A 22,348-nucleotide genomic window follows, 5' to 3' on the forward strand; every position below is an offset into this window, starting at 1 on the left:
TGCCCCCCCGGGCGCGGGCCCCCCCCCCGTGGGGGGTGTCCCCCCCGGGGGCGCCCCCCCCCGGGGCCCCCCCCCCCGACCGCCCACCGCCACCTCCTTCGTACGGCTCCCCTCGACCCGGAGGAACGCCTCCCATGTTCGACACAGTTCTGGTCGCCAACCGCGGCGAGATCGCCCTCCGGGTGATCCGCACCCTGCGGCGGCTCGGCATCCGCTCGGTCGCCGTGTTCAGCGACGCGGACGCCGACGCGCCGCACGCCCGCGAGGCCGATGTCGCCGTCCGGCTCGGCCCGGCCGACCGCAGCGACAGCTCGGCGGCCGAGACCTACCTGCGGACCGACCGGATCCTCGACGCCGCCCGCCGCACCGGCGCCCAGGCCGTCCACCCCGGCTACGGCTTCCTCGCCGAGAACCCCGGCTTCGCCCGCGCCTGCGCCGACGCGGGCCTCGCCTTCATCGGACCTCCTCCCGGTGCGGTCGAGCTGATGGGCGACAAGATCAACGCCAAGGAGGCCGTCCGGGCCGCAGGTGTCCCGGTGGTCCCCGGCAGCCAGGCCACCGCGCCCACCGACGATCAACTCGTCGCCGCCGCCGACGAGATCGGCTACCCGGTACTGCTCAAGCCGTCCGCCGGCGGTGGCGGCAAGGGCATGCGGCTCGTACGGGACCGCGCCGACCTGCCCACCGAGATCGCCGCCGCCCGCCGCGTCGCCCGCACCGCCTTCGGCGACGACACCCTGCTGCTGGAGCGCTGGGTCGACCGGCCGCGCCACATCGAGGTGCAGGTGCTGGCCGACGCCCACGGCACCACCGTCCACCTCGGCGAGCGCGAGTGCAGCCTGCAGCGCCGCCACCAGAAAGTGATCGAAGAGGCTCCCTCCGTTCTCCTCAATGCCGAGACCCGCGCCGCGATGGGCGCCGCGGCCGTCCGCGCCGCGGAGTCCTGCGGCTACACCGGTGCCGGCACCGTGGAGTTCATCGTCCCCGGCATCGACCCGGACGCCCCCGCCGCCGCCTCCGACGCCGAGGGGGTTCGGGACTTCTTCTTCATGGAGATGAACACCCGTCTCCAGGTGGAACACCCCGTCACCGAACTCGCCGTCGCGGTCGGCGCGGACTCGGCCCGGCTCGACCTGGTCGAGTGGCAGGTGCGCGTCGCCGCCGGCGAACCGCTCTCCTTCACCCAGTCCGACGTCTCCTTCCTGGGCCACGCCATCGAGGCCCGCATCTGTGCCGAGGACCCGGAACGGGACTTCCTGCCCACCGGCGGCCGCATCCTCACCCTGGACGAGCCCCGGGGCGAGGGCATCCGCGTCGACTCCGGAGTGGCCGCCGGAACCGTCGTCACCAGCGCCTACGACCCCATGCTCGCCAAGGTCATCGCGTACGGGCCCGACCGCCCGACCGCGCTGCGCCGGCTCCGCGCGGCGCTGGCCGACACCCGCATCCTGGGCATCACCACCAACACCGGCTTCCTGCGCCGACTGCTCGCACACCCCGAGGTCGCCGCCGGCCGATTGGACACCGGCCTGGTGGAGCGGACGGCCCAGGAGCAGCCGGCCCTGCTCACCTCGCCGCACTCCCCCGCGAACGCGATCACCCCGGACGCGACCGCGGCGGACCCGACCGCGGCGGTCGAAGCACCGTCACCCGCTCACCTCCTCTACTACGCGGCCGCACTGGCGCGGCACCTGGAACTCACCCCGGCCGCCGACCCCGACGGCTGGACCGACCCGTTCTCCCTTCCCTCCGGCTGGCGCCTGGGCGGCACCCCCGCCTGGACCACCCACCGACTCCGTACCCCCGGCCAGGACCCGGTGGCGGTGCGCATCCGTTCGATCACTGCGGGCAACGTAGCCGACGCCACTGACAATTCCGCCGGGACCACCCGCGAGGTGGAGCTCCGGCTCGACGAGGGCCCCGCGCACCGCGCCCGCGCGACCCTGGCCGGCGACCGGCTGCACCTGACCGTCGACGGCCTCCGCACCACGTTCTCGCTGGCCACCGACGCCACCCCCGGCCTCGCCGGCGGACCGGTGACGTGGCTCGGCATCGAGGGCGACGCCTGGCCGCTGCACGCCTACGACCCGGTCGTCGAGAGCGCCGCCGGGGCCGGGGCGCACCACGGCGCCCTCACCGCCCCGATGCCCGGCACCGTGACCGTCGTCAAGACCACGGCGGGCGAGACGGTCCGCAAGGGGCAGCCCCTGCTCGTGCTGGAGGCCATGAAGATGGAACACGTGATCGCCGCCCCGCACGACGGCGTGGTGAGCGAACTGCGGGCCGCCGCCGGCGCCACCGTCGCGATGGAGGACCTGCTGGTCGTGGTCACCCCGGTCGAGGACGCGGCGGGCGAGGACGCCGCGGCCGACCCGGTCGCCACCCCCGCCGAGCCCGCGGAGGTCCGGTCGTGACCACCCCCGCCCCCGCCCCCGCCCCCGCCCCCGCCCCCGCCCCCGCCCGCGCCCGCGAGCCCGACGCCCTCGACCTGGGCCTGCCCGACCCGGTCCGCGCCCCCGGCCTGCCCGAGGCGGTCCGGATCCACGAGGTCGGACCGCGCGACGGCCTGCAGAACGAGAAGTCCTCGGTGCCGGTCGAGGTCAAGGCCGAGTTCATCGCCCGGCTCGCGGCCGCCGGGCTGCGCACCGTCGAGGCCACCAGCTTCGTTCACCCGAAATGGGTACCGCAGCTGGCTGACGCGGAGGAGCTGTTCCCCCGGCTCGCCGGCCTGCCGGAGCGCCACCCCGGCCTGCGGCTGCCGGTGCTGGTGCCCAACGAGCGCGGCCTGGACCGCGCGCTCGCCCACCACGCCTCCGACATCGCGGTGTTCGCCAGCGCCACCGAGACCTTCGCCCGCCGCAACCTCAACCGCTCGGCGGACGAGGCCATGGCGATGTTCCGCCCGGTCGTGGCCCGGGCCACCGAGGCCGGGGTCGCGGTCCGCGGCTACCTCTCGATGTGCTTCGGCGACCCGTGGGAGGGCCCCGTCCCGGTCGACCAGGTGGTCCGGTACGGCGTGCAGTTGCTGGAGCAGGGCTGCGCGGAGCTGAGCCTCGGCGACACCATCGGGGTGGCCACTCCGGGCCAGGTCACCGCCCTGCTGGCGGGCTTCGAGCGGGCCGGCGTCCCGGTCGGCCGGCTCGCCGTGCACTTCCACGACACCTACGGCCAGGCGCTCAGCAACACCCTGGCGGCACTGCGCGAGGGCGTCACCACGGTGGACGCCTCGGCGGGCGGCCTGGGCGGCTGCCCGTACGCGAAGAGCGCCACCGGCAACCTGGCCACCGAGGACCTGGTCTGGATGCTGCAAGGGCTCGGCGTCCGGACCGGCGTCGACCTGCGCGCGCTCGTCGCGACCAGCGGCTGGATGGCCGAGCGCCTCGGCCGTCCGAGTCCCTCCCGCGCCGTCCAGGCGCTGCTCGGCCCCACCGGGAGCTGACCCGCCCGCACCCGTCCCGGCGCCGACCGCCCGCAACCCGGCCGGCGCCGCGCACCACCCGCACCGCCCGACACCCGTCCCTCACATCACACCGCGCGTCCGTCACACCGTCCGACGGACGCCGGTCACCCCGCTCACGTCCGCGGCCGACCCGGCCGGGCGCCAGGAGGATCACCATGCTCGACCACAGGCTCAGCAGCGAGTACGAGGAACTGCGGCGCACCGTCGCCGAGTTCGCCCAGGACGTGGTGGCACCGAAGATCGGCGGGTTCTACGAGCGGGAGGAGTTCCCCTACGAGATCGTCCGGGAGATGGGGCGGATGGGGCTCTTCGGCCTGCCCTTCCCGGAGGAGTACGGCGGCATGGGCGGGGACTACTTCGCCCTCGGCCTCGCCCTGGAGGAACTCGCCCGCGTCGACTCCTCGGTGGCGATCACCCTGGAGGCCGCCGTCTCGCTCGGCGCGATGCCGATCTACCGGTTCGGCACCGAGGAGCAGAAGCGCGAGTGGCTGCCCCGGCTGACCTCGGGCGAACTCCTCGGCGCCTTCGGCCTCACCGAGCCGGAGGGCGGGTCGGACGCGGGGGCCACCCGCACCACGGCGCGCTACGACGAGGCCACCGACGAGTGGGTCATCAACGGGACCAAGTGCTTCATCACCAACTCCGGTACCGACATCACCGGTCTGGTCACCGTCACCGCACTCACCGAACCGATCGCTCGTTCGAGTGAAGAGGGCGAATTCCGCTCGCCTGTACGGGAGATCTCCTCCATCATCGTGCCCACCGGGACCCCCGGATTCCAGGTCTCGAAGAAGTACTCGAAGGTCGGGTGGAACGCATCCGACACCCGCGAACTGTCCTTTACCGACTGCCGCGTTCCCGCGGCCAACCTGCTGGGCGAGCGTGGCCGAGGCTACGCCCAGTTCCTGCGGATCCTCGACGAGGGCCGCATCGCGATCGCGGCCCTGGCCACCGGCCTGGCCCAGGGCTGCGTCGACGAGTCCGTGAAGTACGCCGGCGAGCGCCGGGCCTTCGGCCGGCCGATCGGCGCCAACCAGGCCATCCAGTTCAAGCTTGCCGACATGGAGCTGCGCGCCCACACCTCCCGCCTGGCCTGGCGGGACGCCGCTTCCCGGCTGCTGCACGGTGAACCGTTCAAGAAGGAGGCCGCGATCGCGAAGCTGTACTCGTCCGAGGCCGCCGTCGACAACGCCCGCGAGGCGACCCAGATCCACGGCGGGTACGGCTTCATGAACGAATTCCCGGTCGCCCGTTTCTGGCGCGACTGCAAGATCCTGGAAATCGGGGAGGGCACGTCCGAGGTCCAGCGCATGCTCATCGCCCGGGAACTCGGCGTCGGTTCGTGACGACCACACCCTGATGGTCACCTCCTGAGCCGCGCCCACCGGGTCACGTACCACTCAACGCGCTTCCCCGCGCACAGAGTTGGGGAGCCCGACGATGGAGGAGGCAGCAGGAGGAGACCTCGGGGAGGCTTCGTGAGAAGCCTCAGGAACGAGAGACCTCAGGGGATCACGATCACCGGACGGTTGGCCCGCCGCGCCAGCCGTCCGGAGACCGAGCCGAAGATCTTGCCGAGCAGGCCGTGCGTCGTGCCGACGACGATCGCGTCGGCGGCGTACTCACGACCGACCTCCTCGATCTCGTGGCAGATGTCCCCGCCGCGCTCGACCAGGATCCACGGCACCCCGGTGAGGAAGTCCGCGCAGGCGAGCTCCAGGCCGAGGACCTCGGTCCGGTGGTCGGGGAGGTCGACGAAGACGGGTGGCTCGCAGCCTGCCCAGACGGTGGCGGGCAGACGGTTGGCCACGTGCACGATCACCAGACCGCACTGCGAACGGCGCGCCATGCCGACGGCGTAGGCGAGGGCGCGCTCGCTCGACAGCGAGCCGTCGAAGCCGACCACCACACCGTGCTGGAACACCGGGTCGAGGGACGGCGCCGGAGCTTCCTGCCCGGACGGCTCGGCATGGCCACCCAGCGGGCCGGCCGCGCCGGCAGCCGCCTCCGGACGCTCGGCGCCCGGGCCCAGGCGGCCCGTCACCGGAGACCCGGCAGGGTCGGCCGGGGGTTCGCCACGCCGCTGGCGGGGCCCCTGGCGCTCACGGCGGGCGAGGCTGCCCCGACGGGCGAGGCCGCGCAGAGCGCGCGCGAAGCCCGGCGGGCCGTCACGCCCCGGGCCGGACTCCCCTGGCTCTGCCGGCCGGGCCACATCGGTCGGCCGGGCCACGCCGATCGGCTGGACCGCACGGGCCGCTCCGGCCGCCTCGGATTCCTCGGCGGCGTCGGCTCGCTCGCGTCCCGTCCGTACGCCCGGGACGCGGCCCGGGGCTTCGGCGCGCGCGTCAGCTCGTCCATCGACTCGTTCATCGACTCGTTCATCGGCTCGCGGGCCGACAGACCCGCCCGCGCCGCCGTCCCGGCGACCGTCGCCGTGGCCACCGTCGCGGCCGTCGTCACGGTCGCCGTCGGGACCGCCTTCGCGGCCCTCACCGAGGCGGCCACTGCGGCGATCACGGCCGTCGTCACCGTGCCGGTCGGCGCGGACTTCGGCCGGTCCGTCGGGACGGTCGCAGGCAGACCCGCCCGCCGGGCCCACGCTGCGGGGCGTGTCCGGTTCGACCGGTCGGGGAGGCTCAAAACCAGCCATGGCTCACGGCTCTTCGATGGAGAGGGGCCGACAGGAGAGGAGAACAACGCTGCCCGGGCAGCAGGCCCGCCCACGGGATGACGTCGGTCTGCGCCGCGCAGCACCGTATGGACCTGTTCCTTTCAGAGTACGACGGGCCTGGGGCCCCGCCCAGCGAGGAAGCCCCTGAGCGACGTTGTTCCCGCGAAAGGGGGATGCGCCCGCCGAGGCAGTGCGCCCCGCCCACAGACGATCGCGCCCCCTCCGGAAAGGAGGTTCCCTGGAGCTTGACTGAGCGGACCGGGCGGCGCAACAGCCCCACGGGACACCGTGACCGGACTGTCATGGATCGGCGACGATCCGTTGCGGCGCGTCGCGAACCGTGACGTCCGACCTGCCCCAACAGCCCCGGACAGCCCGCGCGTCATCGCCCGCCGCAGGCGTACGGAGGCCGTTTCGGCCACTCCGTACGGCTTCGCGACGCCGTCTGGCATTTGCCAGGTGCATAGGCTCGGCCGCTGGCACCATGCTTGGCATGCCCCTGCTCCTGTTCGACCTCGACAACACCCTGTTGCCCCGGGACGCCGCCTACCGGGCCTGGGCGCAGGACTTCCTGTCCGAACACGATCTCCCGCCGGGCGACCTCGAGTGGTTCGTCACCCTCGACGGCGGCGGATACGTTCCGCGCAGCACCGTACTGTCGGCGGTCCGGCGCCGCTACGGGCTGGACGTCTCCGCCGACTTCCTGATTGCCCACTACCGACGCGGCATCAACTCCCATATCCACTGCCCGCCCAGGCACATCGAGGCGCTGCGAGCCGCCCGGGCGGCCGGGTGGACGCTCGGGATCGTCAGCAACGGCGGCACCCGGCCGCAGCTGGAGAAGATCCGGCGGACCGGACTGGGCCCGCTGGTCGACGGCTGGGTCATCTCCGAGGAGGCCGACTGCGTCAAACCGGACCCGCTGATCTTCGAGATGGCCGCCCAACGGTGCGGCATCGCACCCACCGGGGACTGGGCCGAACACACCTGGATGATCGGGGACCACGCACCCGCCGACATCGCCGGTGCCGAACTGACCGGGCTGCGCAGCGTCTGGCTGCACCACGGGCGGCCGTGGGCGGAGAGCGGCTACCGGCCGACGCTGAAGGCGGCCGGCCTGCCGGAGGCGGTCGGCCAGGTCCTCGCCGCACGGAACGCGCCCTCGCCCCGACCGGGCGTCCGCTCCGACGGGCCGCTCCGGAGGACGGCGGCGGGGATGCCGGGCTACACGACGGCGCTGGTCGGCGCACGGTCCGGCGCACGTCCCGCGATGGCCGCCCTGGACGGCCCGAGCACATCCGTTTCCGCAACGACCGGGCCGGCCGGCGAGCCCGCCCCCGCGGGCGGGCCCGGTGTCCGAAACCGATCAGGCGGGTTTGCCGTGATCGCCGAGGCCCGCACGGACACCGGAGCGGACTCCGGGACCCGTGCGGCCGGCAGACCGGGCCCGGCCTCGGACGGCCTCCGCCCCGCACCGATCACAGCGACGGCCAGAGCCACGACCGCAGCCACGACCGTCCGCCCGAGGCCCGACGGCGCCGCACCCGCCCCGGTCGCCCTCACCGTTGCGCCCGGCACGGCATCGTCCGCATCTTCCGCATCGCGCTCGGCGACCACCGCGTCCGCAGCCGCCGTGGCGGCCGCCCAGTAGCGCCCGGCCGCCCCCTTCACATCCCCGCCGTCCCCACCGTCCCCGCCGCACCCCAGCGCCACCGCGCCCTTGCCCGCCGCCCGGCACCCGGCACCCGGCACCCGGCAGCCACCGCCCACCGCCCCACTCCGGCTACCCCACCGGCTCCGTCGACGTGCGGGTCCACCAGCAGGTGCGGGCCTGCTCGACGAAGCCGAGCTTGCGGTAGAGCGGTTCGCCGAGCGAGGTGGCGACCAGGGTGGCCGGGCGGTCCGGGTGTGCGTGGGCCAGCGCGGTCCGGAGGACGGCGCCGGCCACGCCCCGGCCGCGCCGGTCGGGCAGGGTGGCGACCCAGTACACGCCGGTGGCCCGGCCGTCGTCATAGGTGAGGCAGGTGCCCGCCACCGCGCCGTCGACGTGGCCGAGCCAGCCCCGCCAGCCAGGCACGTCCAGCAGTTGCTCCGGGAGGGCTCCGCCCCGGACCCAGGGCTGTCGGGCGGGCAGCGGGAAGCCTTCCACGATGGCCCGCTCGACCATGGCGAAGCCGTCGCCGTCCCGCGCCTCATCCACCGTCAGGACCCCGCCTCCGCGCGCCTCCGAGACCGCGGGCAGGACGGCGGTCGCGCCTTCGACCGGTCCTGGGTCCCGGACCATCACCGGCATGAGCGGCATCCGGGTGGCCCCGAGGCCGGTGAGGTCGAGCCCGCCGTACGGGTCCTCCACGGTGCAGCGTATGGTCGACCACTCGGCCATCAGGTCCGCCAACTCCTGCGCCAAGGAGGCCGGTTCGTCGTAGGGGCGGGTCACCACGATGCGGTGCGCGTCGTCCGGGGTCCGGGCGCACCGGACCGCGGTCAGCCCCGGGCGGGTGCGGGACTGCCAGCCGTGGACGCGGGCTTGGGCGAGCCAGAAGGCGGCGGCGTTGTCGTTGGCCCGTTCGAGCCGGCTGCTGGTATTCACGGCAGGACCGTAACCCGGCGGTCCGGTTCCCGGTTCCCCCGTTCTGGGCTTGGCCGGATGAAGCCTGGGAGGCGCACGACTTCTCCCCGTGCGCCCCCTCGTGCACCGCCGATTTTCGGTCAATTTCGCGCCGATCCCTCCCGCTTGGGCAAATCCGCAGCCCAGACCAGCCGGCCGGGCGCACCGGAGCCGGACGCCCCAGGAACCGTCCCGCGACAACCAGCCACCGTTGCCCCGGCCCTCTTCCCAGAAAGGTCGACGGGTGCCACGCTTCGTGATCGAATGCATCACGCCAAATTGCCATGTCGACATAGCGTCGGATGGTGAACTTGTCACAACGGCAATGGTCCACCCGATAGATTTCGATCTTGGCCAGCAGTGCCGCACCACCCACACCACACCACCGAGGGGGCTTGAGCGCCTTGAGCAGGGTGAGCAGGAGCGACGCGGGTCCTGACAGCGGCCAGGCGGCGGCCGGCGGCGCGGGTCGGTCCGCGAGAGGCACTGGCACCACCGCGATCGCCACCACCCGCACCTCCGGCCCCCAGGGCGCCGCTTCGCACTCCTCGTACTCCACGGTGCCCTCCCCCGGGGCGGGCGCCGGCGGCGGTCCCGGTGCGACGCCGACCGCCGCGGACCACGGCGTGGCGACGCCCTACGGGAGCCAGTCCCCCTACGGAGGCCAGCCCGCCTTCGGCGGACAGTCGTCGTTCGGCGGACAGCCCGTCAGCCGAGGACCCGTCAGTCCCGGCCAGTCCTACGGCGGCGAACACCCGGGCCATTCCGGCCACCCCGGGCACCTCGCCCATCCCGGCCAGTACGGAGGCCATCCCGGCCACGTCGGCCACCCCGGTCATTCCGGCCACCCCGGCTACGGCGGCGGCACCCCGGGCCTGAACGGCGCCCCCGCCGCCGGCCCGGGCGGCGGTCCGCTCGGCGGCCTCGCTCTCGGCTCCGGCCACGGCCACGGCCCGCTGGGCCACGGCGGGCCCGGCGCGAACGGCTCCCCGACCCCGATGACGTCCTCCGCCCCGCGCAAGCTGTCCGGCCGGCGCCGCCGGGAGACCGTCGCCGTGCTGATCTTCGGCGGTGCCCCGATCTTCGAGAGCTCCATCCCGCTCTCCGTCTTCGGCGTGGACCGTCAGGACGCCGGGGTGCCCCGCTACCGCCTGCTGGTCTGCGCCGGCGAGGAGGGGCCGCTGGCCACCACCGGCGGCCTGACCCTCTCCGCCCCGTACGGCCTGGAGGCGCTCGCCCGGGCCGGCACGATCGTCGTTCCGGCCTGGCGCTCGATCTCCCAGCCGCCGCCGGTCGAGGCGATCACCGCCCTGCGCAAGGCCCACCACGAGGGCGCCCGGATCATCGGGCTCTGCACCGGCGCCTTCGTGCTGGCCGCCGCCGGTCTGCTCGACGGCCGCCCGGCGACCACCCACTGGATGTACGCGCCGACGCTGGCCAAGCGCTACCCGCGGGTCCACGTCGACCCGCGCGAGCTGTTCGTCGACGACGGCGACGTGCTGACCTCCGCCGGCACCGCCGCCGGCATCGACCTGTGCCTGCACGTGGTGCGCAGCGACCACGGCGCCGAGGCGGCCAACGCGCTGGCCCGCCGCCTGGTGGTGCCGAGCCGCCGCGGCGGCGGAGGACAGGCCCAGTACATCGATCAGTCTTTACCGGAGGAGATCGGCAACGACCCGCTGGCCGAGGTGGTCACGTGGGCGCTGGAGAACCTCAACCAGCAGTTCGACGTCGAGGTGCTGGCGGCTCGCGCGTACATGAGCCGGCGCACCTTCGACCGGCGGTTCCGCACGCTCACCGGCAGCGCGCCGTTGCAGTGGCTGATCACCCAGCGGGTGCTCCAGGCACAGCGGCTGCTGGAGACCTCGGAGCTGTCGGTGGACGATGTCGCACGCCGGTGCGGGTTCCGTTCGCCGGTGGCGCTGCGCGGGCACTTCCGGCGCCAGCTCGGGGTCTCCCCGGCCGCGTACCGGACCAGCTACCGGGCCCGTCGTCCCGGTCAGCAGCCGAGCGCGCCGGCCGGTGCGCTCGGCGACCTGCGGCTGCCCGGAGCGCTGCCGCACCCGGCGGGCGCGGTCGCGCCGGCGGGTGGGCCGCTGTTCGGCGGGGCGCACGGTGTGCCGTCGGCGCAGCCGTTCCCGGCCGGTCCGGGGGCGCCGCTCGCGGTCGGGCAGCACGGGCAACCGGTGCCGCACGGCCAGCAGGGGCAGCAGATCGGTCACGGGCAGCCGGGAGCGCACGGCCAGCCCGGCGGGTTCGGTCCGGGCCAGGTCGGGACGCCGACCGGCCAGCCCTTCCACGTCCGGGCCGGTCAGCCGTACCCGCACCAGCAGGCCGCGCAGCAGTCGCACCCCGGGCAGCAGGGTGCGGCAGGGCGCGGTCCGCTGCGGCCGCCGGTGGTTCCGGCGCAGGCCGGACCGGGGGCGGGGACCGGACGTCCGCCGCGCACCGCGGAGCACGCGGCGGCGGAGGACGGTCTCCCGCAGCCGGGGGTCCGCGGTCAGGGCCAGGGGCACCGGAGCGCGGCCGAGCGGCCCGCGGACGAGCCGGGTGCGGCCGGGCGCGGTCACGGCGCGGCCTCGGGACGGATGCCGGCCCCGGCCGGGCAGCCGGGCTCCGGGCCGGGTGAGCTCCGCGGTCGCCAGGCCCGGGCTCCGCAGGTCCGCGGCCAGGCGGCCGGCCGGCCCTCGGCCGAGGGCGCCCGGGCGGCGCGCGAGGTCCGGGCCGGACGGGACGGCCATGCGGTCCGGGCCGGCCGGGAGGGCGAGCACCCGGACGGCCCCGGTACGCACGACGGGCCGGAGGATCACCAGGCCGAGGCACCCCGCTCGGCTCCACCGGTCCCCGCGGCGCGTGATCGCGCCGTAGGGTGAGTTGTGTGAATGACCGTTTGGTATGGATCGACTGTGAAATGACCGGCCTCGACCTCGACCGGGACGCCCTGGTCGAGGTCGCGGTGCTGGTGACGGACTCCGAGCTGAACATCCTCGGCGAGGGCGTGGACGTCATCATCCGGCCGCCGGCGGAGGCGCTGGCGAACATGCCCGAGGTGGTGCGCGAGATGCACACCGCCTCCGGGCTGCTGGAGGAGCTGGAGCAGGGCGTGACCCTGGCCGAGGCCGAGGAGCGGGTGCTCGCCTATGTGCGCGAGCACGTACCGGAGGCGGGGAGGACCCCGCTCTGCGGCAACTCGGTGGCCACCGACCGCGGCTTCCTGGCCCGGGACATGCCGGCTCTGGAGAAGCACCTGCACTACCGGATCGTGGACGTCTCCTCGATCAAGGAGCTGGCCCGCCGCTGGTACCCGAAGGCGTACTACAACAGCCCGCAGAAGGGCGGCAACCACCGGGCGCTCGCCGACATCCGGGAGAGCATCGACGAACTGCGGTACTACCGCGAGGCGGTGTTCGTCCCACAGCCCGGCCCGGACGCCGACACGGCGCGGGCGATCGCCGGGAAGTACCGGTCCCCGGCGAGCTGAACCCGGGGCCGCCGGTCCGGGCCGCTCCCGGAACGGCCCGGCGGAACCCCGCCGGAGAGTCGGAGAAGGTGCCCGCGTCGGCCGGATCGAAACCCTGGCGCGAGCACCCTCTCGGATCCTGTAGAGTTCTTCCTGTCGGAACGGGAACGCGAGAGCGGGAACGGACCGGACAGATGGTGGGTGTAGCTCAGTTGGTAGAGCACCTGGTTGTGGTCCAGGTGGCCGCGGGTTCGAGTCCCGTCACTCACCCCAGAGCCTGAGGGGCCGATCTCTTCAAGAGATCGGCCCCTCAGGCGTTTTCGCGTTCCCTCAGCTGTGCACGGCCTCAGTTGCACGCCCCCCACCCGGATGTGCGCTCCCTTACACGTGCCCGCCTCGTCGACTTTCCGGCCGACCCCCTGCCGCCGGAAGCTACCGGCTAGTAACATCGTCGCCATGACCACACCCACGATCGGCAAGCTGCTCGACGACACCGTGCCGATGGCGCACACCCTCAACCTGGACTACCTGGAGACCACCCCGGAGCGGGCCGTGCTCCGCCTGCCGGACCAGCCCGCGTACCACAACCACGTCGGCGGCCCGCACGCCGGCGCGATGTTCACGCTGGCCGAGTCCGCCAGTGGCTGCATCGTGCTCGCCGCCTTCGGCGACCAGCTGTCCCGGGCCGTGCCGCTCGCCGTGAACGCCGAGATCGCGTACAAGAAGCTCGCCATGGGCGACGTCACCGCCACCGCCGTGCTCGGCCGCCCGGCCGCCGAGATCGTCGCCGAGCTGGACGCCGGCGGCCGCCCCGAGTTCCCGGTCACCGTCGAGATCACCCGCGCCGACGGCGCCGTCACCGGCGTGATGACGGTCACCTGGACCCTGCGCCCCAACTCCTGACCACCACGCGGCCGTTGGCCCCGGGAGCGCCGGCCCCGGGGTCACCCGCGCGATGACCGTCCGTGACGGTGGGCGTGACCTCACCACCCGGCCGCTCGTTCTCGATTCACGTGCGAGCCAATCACGCGACCAAGCCCCAGGAACCCGCCCCTCGCGGCGGCGCCGGTGCCCGCCGCGGGATCGCCCGGTGGCTGCCCCGCCCCCGGGTCGTCGCCGCCGCAGGAGCCCTGCTCACGCAGCTCTGGGGAGTCGGCGCCCCCGGGGCGTACGCGGCCGCCGCCGACCCACCGCCGGACCCGGCCCGGCCCGCCGTCCGGCGCGCGCTGCACGGCGCCCCGGCACTCGACCGGCCGGTGCTCGACGGACCCGCCCTCGACGGGCAGTCAGCCGAACGTCCCGTCGGGTCCGGACCCTCGGCCGGCAGACCGTCGGCGGGCGGCCTGCCGGACCGCTCCCCCGGGGCCGCCGGGGAACCGGCCGGCAACGGCCCGACCGACGGGACCACCGGAGCGGTCGGCGTGGTCGGCGGCACCCTCCAGGAACGCATCCGGGCCGGCGGCCTTCCCCTGCCCGGCCAACGGGCGGCCGTCCCCGACGCCTTCGCGCTCGCATCCGGCCTCCTCGACACCCTCCCCGCCCAGGCCCGGCCCGACGACCCCCGCGCCTCCCGCGAGGGCGGACCCGCCGGCCTGTCCTCCGCCGCCCGCCGCCGACCCGACGGCACCCTTCCCGCCGTTCCCCGGCAGCGCCAGGCCGCGGAGGGAGCGCTGGTCCAGGAGGCGACGGCCACGACCGTCGACCAGGCAGGACCCCCCGCCGAGTCCGACCGGCCGGCGGACTCCACGGCCCCCGCCGGAGCCGGCCTCGGCCGGACGCCCGCGGCGGTGGCCATCGCCGACACCGCCACGGCGGCCACCTCCCATGACGGCTCCGCCACCGCGACCGCCGTCCTCGCCCCCATCGCCGCCGGGCTGCTGCTCACCGGGGCGGCCATGTGGAAGCACCGCGGGCTGCCACGCGGGCACTGAACTCGAACTCCCGGCGTCCGCCCGGAGAACGAGCGGGCCGACGCCGGGGTACGCGCATCGCGAGGCACGGGCGGGGGCACCGCCCGGCCGAAGACCGAAGGCCCGGGACTCGGTGCCGCTCCGGCAGCGAACGGTCCCGGGTCGGTCGAGCCGCGGCGTCGGGCTGCGCGCGTCCTGGGGCCGCCGAGGCGCCTCCCGCCGCCGGGCGCGGGCCGGGACAGTGGCAGCGGCAGCGGCAGCGGCAGCGGCAGCCCGCCTATGGCGCGGCCAGGTCCAGGACCAGCAGCGGGAGTTCGCGTCCCGGGATCGAGCCGGACGGGACGCTGCCGATCCGGGTGGCACCCATCGCGAGGTAGAACGGCTCGGCGTTCGGGTCGGAGTCGATGGTGAGCCGGCGCAGGCCGAGCTCCACGGCCAGGCCCCGGGCCTGCTCGAACAGCGCGCGGCCGACGCCTCGGCCGATCGACTCCGGCTCGACGAACAGCTGGTCCAGCGACCCGGTCGGCGGGGCGCCGGAGAGCGAGACGAACCCCAGCACCCGCCCGCCGTGCTCGGCCACCACCGTGGCCGACCGCTCGATCACGCCGGCGTCCACGGTCAGCTCCGCCCGGCAGGCGGCCATGAACGCCTCGTCGTAGCCCCAGTACGCCTTGGACCGCAGGGCGATGCCGGTGAGCAGCGCGGCCTCGTCCGGCCGGGCCGGTCTGATCTCCATGGCGCCCCCTCGGGTCGGTGGCCGGACGGCAGCGCCATTGTCGGCCGCGATCCGGTCGTCCGCCAACGGTTTTGCGGCGGGGGCACGGCGCTGCCGGGGTTCACCGCTGGACGCGCCGGACCGCGGCCGTCAGCGGAACACCCCCGGCGGCGGTTCCGGGGACGGGGCCGCCGTGGCGTCCGTCGCCGGAACGGCTCCGGCCGCGAAGTCGGTGAGGGCGCGGCCGTGTTCGACCCGGGCGTGGGCGGAGTCCGAGGCGGCGCGGCGGGTGAGGTCGGCGACCGGGAGGGGGGTGTGGGCGGCGGCCAGGACGAGGTTGCCGAAGCGCTTGCCGCGCAGCACGGCGGGGTCGGCGATCAGGCACAGCTCGGGGAAGACCGCGCCGAGGGTGGCGACCTGGGAGCGGGCGAAGGGCAGGGCGCCGCCGTCGGCGATGTTGGCGGCGTACCAGCCGCCGGGGGCGAGGGCCCGGGCGGCGAGGGTGGTGAACTCGACGGTGGTGCAGTGGGCGGGGGTGCGGGCCCCGGAGAAGACGTCGGTGATCACCAGGTCGACGCTGTCCTCGGGAGTGCGTTCCAGCACGCTGCGGGCGTCCGCGCCGCGCACCTTGATCTGCCAGCCGCGGTCCAGGGGGAGTTCGGCGCGGACGAGTTCGGTGAGCGCGGTGTCGATCTCGGCGACCTGCTGGCGGGAGCGCGGCCGGGTCGCGGCGGTGTAGCGGGCCAGGGTGAGGGCGCCGCCGCCGAGGTGCAGGACGGTGAGCGGGCGGCCGGGCGGGGCCACCAGGTCGATCAGGTGGCCGAGCCGGCGCTGGTACTCGAAGCCGAGGTGGGTGGGGTCGGCGAGGTCGACCAGGGACTGCGGGGCGCCGTCGATCAGCAGCGACCAGGCGGCGGGGCGGTCGCGGTCGGGGCGCAGTTCGGCGAGGCCGGAGCCGACGGGGCGGCTGAGCGGGCCCTGGGCGTGGGTGCGTCCGTCCGGTCCGGTGGTGGCCGCCGGTTCCGGGCCGCGCGCGGCTCTGCTGCTTCGTCCCATACCGGCCATTATCGCCGTCGGGGTGGAACACCCACAGGTCAGGGGCGTGCCCCGGGGACCCGGCCGGAGGTTGGGGGCCCGGCGGGATCCGCGCGGCACGCCCGCTAGAACGGGCCGAGGCCGCCTGCGGTGAGCGTGCAGGCGGCCTCGCAGAGGGCGGAGCGGAGCACCCAGGCGTCGGTGGGGCGGGCGGTGCGGGCGGCGCCGGAGGGCGGGATCACCCAGCGCGGGTCGGTGGTGGCGGGCACGAGCGCGCCCGCGGTACAGGAGCTGCCGGGCAGGTGCCAGGTCTCCCAGGTGCCGGCCGGGACGAGGAAGGAGACGGTGCTGCCGTTGCGGCTCTGCAGGACGGCTCCGCAGGCGCGGCGGAGTCTCAGGATGTCGACGGCTTCCAGGCCGTGCCGCAGGGCGACGGTCACGGTGTCGCAGGCGGTGACGGAGGTCCCCTCGTCGGGGGTCGTGCGCTCGCGCCGGCGGCCGCCGCAGGGGGTGCGGCCGCCCTCGACCGGTCCCCGGCCGGAGTGCCGGTCGTCGGCGGGTTCGGGGAGCAGGGCGGGAGCCGCGCCGGCGAGCACTCCCCCGCGGACGGGTCGGTACTGCGGCAGTCCGGTGGCCATCATGGGCTCTCCTGTACCTCGTCGGTCCGGAAGCACAGCCGTTGGGCGGGGCCGCCGGGCTGGGACGGGCCGGGGCGACGGCATGGGCTTTTTCCGCGTACCAGGACAACGCGGGGCCAGCGCCGCAGGCCACGGGGCGCATTACAGCAAGGCATGGCATTTCATGGCGGATACCCAGCAACATCGCCCCTTTTGCCCTGTATTGACATTGAATGTCCAGCCAACCGAATGTGGCCGCTCGGTGACTCCGAGTACTCTCGGCGCCATGGCAGCCACCCCACCGGCCGAGCCGAACCGACCGTCCCCCAACCCCGTGATGCGCGCACTGCGCGGCGACCGTTCACCCGGCGAGTTCGCCACGGCCGTCCGCAGGGCCGCCCGCGAGATCGGCGAGCACGTGTCCTGCGACGCCCGCTACGTCGGACGGGTCGAATCCGGTGAGATCCGCTGCCCCAACTACGCCTACGAGCGGGTGTTCCGGCACATGTGGCCGGACCGCACGCTCACCGACCTCGGCTTCGCCCCCCGGACCTCCGTCCGCCGCCGCCCGGTGGCCGGATCCGGCGGGTGGAGCGAACCGCCGCCGCTCCACCCGACGTTCCCGCCCCCGCCCGCCCCGCGCTCACCACTCTCCACTCAACTCCCGTACGCTGCCTCGCCGTACGCGGATCCAGCCGCTCCGGACGGGCCCCCGTGGCCGAGTCCCGGGACGGCGCCCCGGGGGCTCGATGGATCGCCCTATCTCGACGAGGAGAACGACGACGTGCGTCGCCGTACGTTCCTGGCCGGCGGCACCACCGCGCTGGCCGCCGTGATCGGCATCGACCGACCCGCATCGGCCGCCGGCCGGCAGGCCGGTGCCGACGGCGCCTCCGGTGCGCTCACCGGCCGAGGCGCCTTCCCCGGTGCGGAGTTCACCGCACCGTCGCTACTTGGCGGCGAACCGCTGGTGCCCGGCCGCCCCGGGCCGGTGGCGCCGTCGCGCCGGGTCGGCGCCGCCGAGGTGTTCGGCGTCGAACAGGCCGTCCGGGAGATCCGGCTGGCCGACGACGCGCACGGCGCCGACGCCCTGTACGAGCTCGCCGGGCGGTCGCTGCGCAACGCCTACGTGTTGCTCAACGAGTGCGAGTACAGCGCCGAGACGGAGCGCCGACTCCAGGCCGGGGCGGGTGAACTCGCCATCTCCGTCGGCTGGTTGGCCCATGACTCGAACCGTCTCGCGGACGCCCGCTCGTTCTACTCCGAGGCGCTCGCCACCGCCCGGATGGCCGGGGACTCCGGCCTGGAGGCGCACGTCTTCTGCAACAGCGCCTTCCTCGCCCGGGACGCCGGCCGCCCGCGCGAGGCGCTGCGCGCCGCCCAGGCCGGGCAGGTCGCCGCCCGGGAGCTGGACTCCGAGCGGCTGCTCGCCCTGCTGACCATGCGCGAGGCCGGTGCCTGGGCCCTGCTCCAGGACCGCGCCTCCTGCGAGCGCGCCCTCGGCCGGGCGTACGCCCTGTTCGACCGGGGCCCCGGTGCGCGGGACCCGGAGTGGATGTCCTTCTTCGGCGAGGCCGAGATCGCCGGGCTCCAGTCGCAGTGCTGGTCGGCGCTCGGCGACTGGGACCGCGCCAGCGAGCAGGCCGTGCTGGCGATAACGCTCCAGGAGCCGCACTTCGTCCGCAACCGGGTGCTGTACACCGCCGAGCTGGCCCACGACCGGCTCGGCCGCGGGGACCTGGCGGGCGCGGCGCACCACGGCTCGGCCGCCGTCGCGCTGTTCGACGCCGTCGGTTCGGCCCGGATCCGGAGCATGCTCGCGGACACCGCGGGACGGCTGCGCCGGCACGTCGCGGTGCCCGAGGTGCGCCGGTTCCTGACCGATTACGACCGGGCGGCGGCCGCGTAGGACCCGCACAGGGCCCGGGCAGGCCCCGGGCAGGACCCCCGGGGGAAGCCCCGAGCCGCCGCCCGGCGGACCGGGAACCGGCGCGGTCGGCGCCCGCCCGGGGTCAGTGCCCGGCGGTCAGACCGTCCAGGTGGGACAGGTCGTTCCAGATCTCCACCGCCGGCGCGCCGTACTCCCAGGACAGCACGCAGAGCGCGGCCGTGCCGAGCTTGAACCGCTGGGCGAACTCGGGCGGCAGACCCAGCCAGCGGGCGGCCAGGATGCGCAGCAGGTGGCCGTGCGCGAACAGGACCACGTCCCGGTCGGCGCAGTGCATCACGGTGGTGTCCGGCTCCGGGACGCCGTGCTCCTCGTTGAGGCCGGCCAGGAAGGCGTCCACCCGGGCGGCCACGTCGGAGAGCTTCTCGCCGCCGGGCACCCCGTCGCGCCAGATCAGCCAGCCGGGGTGGTCGGTGGCCCGGATGTCCGCGCCGGTGCGGCCCTCGTACGCGCCGTAGTCCCACTCCATCAGTTCCGGGCGCTCCACGGCGCGGTCGCCGAAACCGGCCAGCTCGCAGGTCTCCTTCGCCCGGCCGAGCGGGCTGGTGCGGACGAGCGCGTCCGGCAGCCCGTTCCAGGGGGCCTTGGCGAGACGGGCACCGAGGGCCCGGGCCATCGCGCGGCCCTCCTCGGTCAGCGGGATGTCGGTGCGGCCGGTGTGGCGGCCGGTGGCGGACCACTCGGTCTCGCCGTGGCGGACCAGCACGATGCGGGCGGGCATGGGGGCTCCTAGCGACAGCAGGGCGGTGGCAACGGTCGGTCTCACCATTGAGCACCGGGCTCCATGATCCCCCACCCGGACGGCGGCCACGATCGCGGGGCCGTGGCGGCGGGCGCGGCCGCACGCCGGCGGGCGCGGTCCGCCGGGGGTCCGACCACGGCCGCCCCGGGTGCCGGCCGGTGCACCGGCCGGCGTGTCGACCGCCGTGCCGCCCGGTCGTCCAACGGCCGGTCCGCACCGCGTTGTCGGACCCGGATGCGACACTGGGCCGCACCATGAACGTCTCGACGAACGTCCCGCCGGGCGGGCCCGCTGAGCCGCTCGCCCAGCGGCTCGCGGAGCTGCGCGGACCGGCCCCGCAACGCAGTCTGAACGCCCGCTCCCTCGCCGCGCTCGCCGCCAATCCGGGCTGCCACCGCCGCGCCGTGCTCGACGCGGCCGGGGTGGACAAGTCCGCGCTGGCGGCCCGGCTCGGCCGGCCCGCCCCCTTCGGCCAGTCCCCCTTCGCCATCGCCCGCGGCGTGATCTTCGAGTCCCGGCTGAAGGCGGACGGCTACGCCCCGCTGCTGGAGCCGCTGCGCCACCACCTGGGCCTCCCGGCGGACGACCGGGCCCCGCTCCGGGTGCCGGACCTGCTGCACCGCTCCGGCCCGGCCGTACGCGCCGACCGGACGGCCGAGGCACTGGCCGCGGCCGCCGCCGACCCGGAGGCCTGGACGCTGCTCGACCACCCGATGCTGCGCCTGGCGGTGGCCGGCAGCACCGCCTACCTGGAGCCGGACGCCCTGGTGGTGCACGGCGGGCGGTGCACCGTGGTCGAGATCAAGTCCTTCCCGGTGCTGGACGGCAGCGCGGACCCGGCCAAGGTCGGCGCCGCCGCCCGGCAGGCCGCCGTGTACGTGCTGGCGCTCCAGCAGGCCGCCGCCGCGGCGGCCGGGCAGCCGCTCGCCGGGGACCCGTACACCGAGCAGCGGCTCGCGGGCAGCCCGCGCACCAGCGTGCTGCTGGTCTGCCCGAAGGACTTCGGCAACCGGCCGACCGCGGTGGCCGTGGACGTCCGCCGCGAACTGGCCACCACCCGGCGCCAGCTGAGCCGGATGACCGGCATCGGCCGGCTGCTGGAGGCGCTGCCGCCGGACGCCGGCTTCGACCTGGCCGCCGACGAGGACGGCGCGCCGGCCCGGACCACCGAGCAGCTGGCCGCCTCGGTCGAGGCGGTGCCCGCCGCGTACAGCCCGGACTGCCTCTCCACCTGCGAACTCGGCTTCCACTGCCGTGCCCGGGCCCGCTGCGGCGACCGGGTCGAGCAGCTCGGCCGGGGCGTGCGCGGCGAGCTGGGCAGCATCCGGACGGTGTCCGGGGCGCTGGCCGCCGCCGGCACCAAGGGCGACGACCTGGACGGCGCGGACGACGCCGCCGAACGCCTGGCCTACGCGGCCGCACTGCGCGCCGAGGCCCTGGAAGCGGCGGCCGCGGCAGCCACGGCCGCCGGAGCCGGCGCCCCGGGGGCCGTCGCATGAGCGGGCGCGACGCGGGAGCGGCCCCGGCCGAGGGCCGCGAGAGCACCGCCGGGCGAAGCGGGGCGGGCGCATGAGTCTGCTCACCACCCTCGCCCGGCTGGAGGCCGTCCGCAGCGGCCGGGCCGAGCCGCTGGCCACCGTCCGGCACCGGCACCTGTCCGACCGCCCGATGGTGCTGGTCCCGCTGACCGCCGCCGGCGAGTCCGGCGCGCCGCTCGCGGTGCTGCTCGGCACCGACCGGGACGCGCCCCGGCTGCACCTGGTGCCGCAGCCGCTCAACCGCACCCTGCGGTTCGACTTCCTGGCCGAGCTGGCCGCCGACCTGCTGCCCTACCTGGAGTCCTTCGCCGAGGACGTCGAGCAGATCGAGGGCTCCGAGAAGGACCCGGAGAGCGGCGAGAAGACCCAGGTGTTCCGCGAGCTGTGCGCGGACGCCCCGCAGCTGATCGTGCCGAACGGCGCGGGCGTGCACCACCTCGCCCTGATCGGCCGCTCGACCCGTTTCCGCCGCACCGCCGAGGACGCGGAGCCGGGCCCGTACCCGGCGCCGGTCCGGGTGCCGCTGCTCGGCCGCTGGCTGACCCACCTCACCGACCGCGCCCAGGTGCCCGGGTCCTCGCTGCTGCTGCCGATGACCGGCCTGCTGGCCCGGCACTGGGCGACCGGCCAGAGCCACCTGGAGGACCAGCACCTGGCGGCCCGGCTCGCCTGGCACCACCCGCCGGCCGGTCTGACCGGCGCGCAGGCGGCCGAGCTGGCCGAGTCCGCCCGGGACGACCGGGGGCAGCTGCTGCACCCGCCGGCCGGGCCGACGACCGACCCCCGCTTCGACGAGTTCGTGCTCGCCCCGGCGATCACCCGCTACGACTCCGCGGTGGGTGCCCTGCAGCACAGCACCGAGCAGCGCGACGAGGCCGCCGCCGCACGCGCCCGGGCGGCCGTGCGGGCCGCGGTGACGGCGCTGGAGGAGGCGCTGTCGACCGTCCTGCTGCCCACCTGGCGGGACGTCTGGCAGGGCCTGGACCTGCTGCGGACCCTGCCGCCGGCCGGTCACCTGGAGGAGCGCTGGACCGGCGACCGCTGGTCCTACACCGGCCACCGGGACCGGCTGGCGGCCGGCGAGCCGCCGCAGCCCCGGCAGGACGACGCCGTCACCGCCGCCCGCAAGCTCGCCCAGCGCGAACGCGAGCAGGCCCGGCTCGACGTCCAGGAGGCGCTGGACGACCCGCTGGCGATGGCCGAGCACCGGCTGGCCGGCGAGGCGTTCAGCGGCGTGGTCACGGAGGTGGTGCCGGACTGGGACACCACCGGCCGCTCCCCCAAGCCGCGCCCGCTGGTCACCCTGCGCACCGCCGACCGTCCGCACGCGGACCTCGGCCGCGAGGTGCACCGCGTGCACGGCGCGTCCGCGCAGAAGGCGGAGATCGTCGCGGTGGACACCGCCGGGGGCACCCTCACCCTGCGGGTGCTCTCCGGCATGGGCCGCCGGAAGGAGCCGGAGCCGGGCAGCCTGCCCGAGCCCGGCGAGTCGGTCACCTTCACCCTGTTCGAGCTGACGGTGCGCCAGTCCGCGCCGCTGCCCGAGCCGGACGACACCCCTTGGACCCACGGCGGCCCGCCCGGCGCCGCGCCCGTACCCGCCCCGTCCGCCCCGTCCGTCTCCGAGGAGTGGGAGTGAGCCGT

17 protein-coding genes, 1 tRNA gene and 1 pseudogene are annotated in these 22,348 nt (G+C 75.6%); 13 read left to right on the forward strand and 6 right to left on the reverse strand.

What is annotated here, in order from left to right; all coding sequences use genetic code 11:
• Nucleotides 1-134: 134 nt before the first annotated feature.
• From ACWGKU_RS08685 to ACWGKU_RS08695, 3 genes are all read left to right on the forward strand, one after another.
• Nucleotides 135-2,414 carry an ATP-binding protein gene (locus ACWGKU_RS08685; protein WP_452179039.1) on the forward strand — a complete coding sequence of 760 codons (2,280 nt, stop codon included), beginning with the start codon at nt 135-137 and terminating at the stop codon, nt 2,412-2,414.
• Nucleotides 2,415-2,488: 74 nt separating this feature from the next.
• Nucleotides 2,489-3,439, forward strand: coding sequence for a hydroxymethylglutaryl-CoA lyase (locus ACWGKU_RS08690; protein WP_452179047.1), 951 nt, complete (start codon nt 2,489-2,491; stop codon nt 3,437-3,439).
• A gap of 176 nt (nt 3,440-3,615) precedes the next feature.
• A complete protein-coding gene (locus tag ACWGKU_RS08695; protein WP_380539122.1) occupies nt 3,616-4,806 on the forward strand; it encodes an acyl-CoA dehydrogenase family protein in 1,191 nt (396 codons plus the stop codon).
• Nucleotides 4,807-4,964: 158 nt separating this feature from the next.
• Here the strand turns inward: ACWGKU_RS08695 and ACWGKU_RS08700 are convergent, their stop codons facing one another.
• Nucleotides 4,965-5,441 (reverse strand): universal stress protein, encoded by a 477-nt coding sequence (locus tag ACWGKU_RS08700; RefSeq protein ID WP_380351429.1) that lies wholly within the window; start codon nt 5,439-5,441, stop codon nt 4,965-4,967.
• Here ACWGKU_RS08700 and ACWGKU_RS08705 point away from each other — a divergent pair.
• Together ACWGKU_RS08705 and ACWGKU_RS08710 are read left to right on the forward strand one after the other, a co-directional pair.
• A complete protein-coding gene (locus ACWGKU_RS08705) occupies nt 5,373-6,191 on the forward strand; it encodes a hypothetical protein (protein WP_452179049.1) in 819 nt (272 codons plus the stop codon). The genes ACWGKU_RS08700 and ACWGKU_RS08705 overlap by 69 nt on opposite strands.
• Before the next feature lie 433 nt (nt 6,192-6,624).
• Nucleotides 6,625-7,782 carry an HAD-IA family hydrolase gene (locus tag ACWGKU_RS08710; RefSeq protein ID WP_452179040.1) on the forward strand — a complete coding sequence of 386 codons (1,158 nt, stop codon included), beginning with the start codon at nt 6,625-6,627 and terminating at the stop codon, nt 7,780-7,782.
• Between the two features lie 132 nt (nt 7,783-7,914).
• Here the strand turns inward: ACWGKU_RS08710 and ACWGKU_RS08715 are convergent, their stop codons facing one another.
• Nucleotides 7,915-8,721, reverse strand: a complete 807-nt coding sequence (locus tag ACWGKU_RS08715) for a GNAT family N-acetyltransferase (protein ID WP_452179041.1) — start codon at nt 8,719-8,721, stop codon at nt 7,915-7,917.
• Nucleotides 8,722-9,737: 1,016 nt separating this feature from the next.
• Here ACWGKU_RS08715 and ACWGKU_RS08720 point away from each other — a divergent pair.
• The 5 genes and pseudogenes from ACWGKU_RS08720 to ACWGKU_RS08740 all read left to right on the forward strand — a co-directional run.
• Nucleotides 9,738-10,743 (forward strand): annotated as a pseudogene (locus ACWGKU_RS08720) (helix-turn-helix domain-containing protein); the annotation flags it as partial.
• 874 nt (nt 10,744-11,617) lie between these two features.
• A complete protein-coding gene (gene orn, locus ACWGKU_RS08725; protein ID WP_452179042.1) occupies nt 11,618-12,220 on the forward strand; it encodes an oligoribonuclease in 603 nt (200 codons plus the stop codon).
• Nucleotides 12,221-12,396: 176 nt separating this feature from the next.
• Nucleotides 12,397-12,472, forward strand: a tRNA-His gene (locus tag ACWGKU_RS08730).
• A gap of 183 nt (nt 12,473-12,655) precedes the next feature.
• Nucleotides 12,656-13,102, forward strand: coding sequence for a DUF4442 domain-containing protein (locus ACWGKU_RS08735; protein WP_359908975.1), 447 nt, complete (start codon nt 12,656-12,658; stop codon nt 13,100-13,102).
• A gap of 110 nt (nt 13,103-13,212) precedes the next feature.
• Nucleotides 13,213-14,130: a hypothetical protein gene (locus ACWGKU_RS08740; RefSeq protein ID WP_401045938.1), complete on the forward strand. Its 918-nt coding sequence runs from the start codon at nt 13,213-13,215 to the stop codon at nt 14,128-14,130.
• A 256-nt stretch (nt 14,131-14,386) separates the two neighbouring features.
• Here ACWGKU_RS08740 and ACWGKU_RS08745 read toward each other — a convergent pair whose 3' ends face one another.
• From ACWGKU_RS08745 to ACWGKU_RS08755, 3 genes are all read right to left on the reverse strand, one after another.
• A complete protein-coding gene (locus ACWGKU_RS08745) occupies nt 14,387-14,845 on the reverse strand; it encodes a GNAT family N-acetyltransferase (protein ID WP_452179043.1) in 459 nt (152 codons plus the stop codon).
• A gap of 129 nt (nt 14,846-14,974) precedes the next feature.
• Complete coding sequence (locus tag ACWGKU_RS08750; protein WP_359908982.1) at nt 14,975-15,880, reverse strand: spermidine synthase; 906 nt, start codon at nt 15,878-15,880, stop codon at nt 14,975-14,977.
• 104 nt (nt 15,881-15,984) lie between these two features.
• Entirely contained in the window at nt 15,985-16,500 is a 516-nt protein-coding gene (locus ACWGKU_RS08755) for a hypothetical protein (RefSeq protein ID WP_452179044.1), read from the reverse strand.
• Between the two features lie 262 nt (nt 16,501-16,762).
• Between ACWGKU_RS08755 and ACWGKU_RS08760 the strand changes: the two genes are divergently transcribed.
• Entirely contained in the window at nt 16,763-18,385 is a 1,623-nt protein-coding gene (locus ACWGKU_RS08760; protein ID WP_401045930.1) for a tetratricopeptide repeat protein, read from the forward strand.
• A 103-nt stretch (nt 18,386-18,488) separates the two neighbouring features.
• Here ACWGKU_RS08760 and ACWGKU_RS08765 read toward each other — a convergent pair whose 3' ends face one another.
• Nucleotides 18,489-19,145 carry a histidine phosphatase family protein gene (locus ACWGKU_RS08765; RefSeq protein WP_401051892.1) on the reverse strand — a complete coding sequence of 219 codons (657 nt, stop codon included), beginning with the start codon at nt 19,143-19,145 and terminating at the stop codon, nt 18,489-18,491.
• Nucleotides 19,146-19,420: 275 nt separating this feature from the next.
• Between ACWGKU_RS08765 and ACWGKU_RS08770 the strand changes: the two genes are divergently transcribed.
• Together ACWGKU_RS08770 and ACWGKU_RS08775 are read left to right on the forward strand one after the other, a co-directional pair.
• The gene (locus tag ACWGKU_RS08770) at nt 19,421-20,665 is read left to right on the forward strand and encodes a hypothetical protein (RefSeq protein WP_401051889.1); all 1,245 of its coding nucleotides are present in this window, start codon (nt 19,421-19,423) and stop codon (nt 20,663-20,665) included.
• A gap of 70 nt (nt 20,666-20,735) precedes the next feature.
• Nucleotides 20,736-22,343, forward strand: a complete 1,608-nt coding sequence (locus tag ACWGKU_RS08775) for a hypothetical protein (RefSeq protein ID WP_380539095.1) — start codon at nt 20,736-20,738, stop codon at nt 22,341-22,343.
• Nucleotides 22,344-22,348: the final 5 nt, after the last annotated feature.

It is taken from the genome of Kitasatospora sp. NPDC054768 (assembly GCF_053612025.1).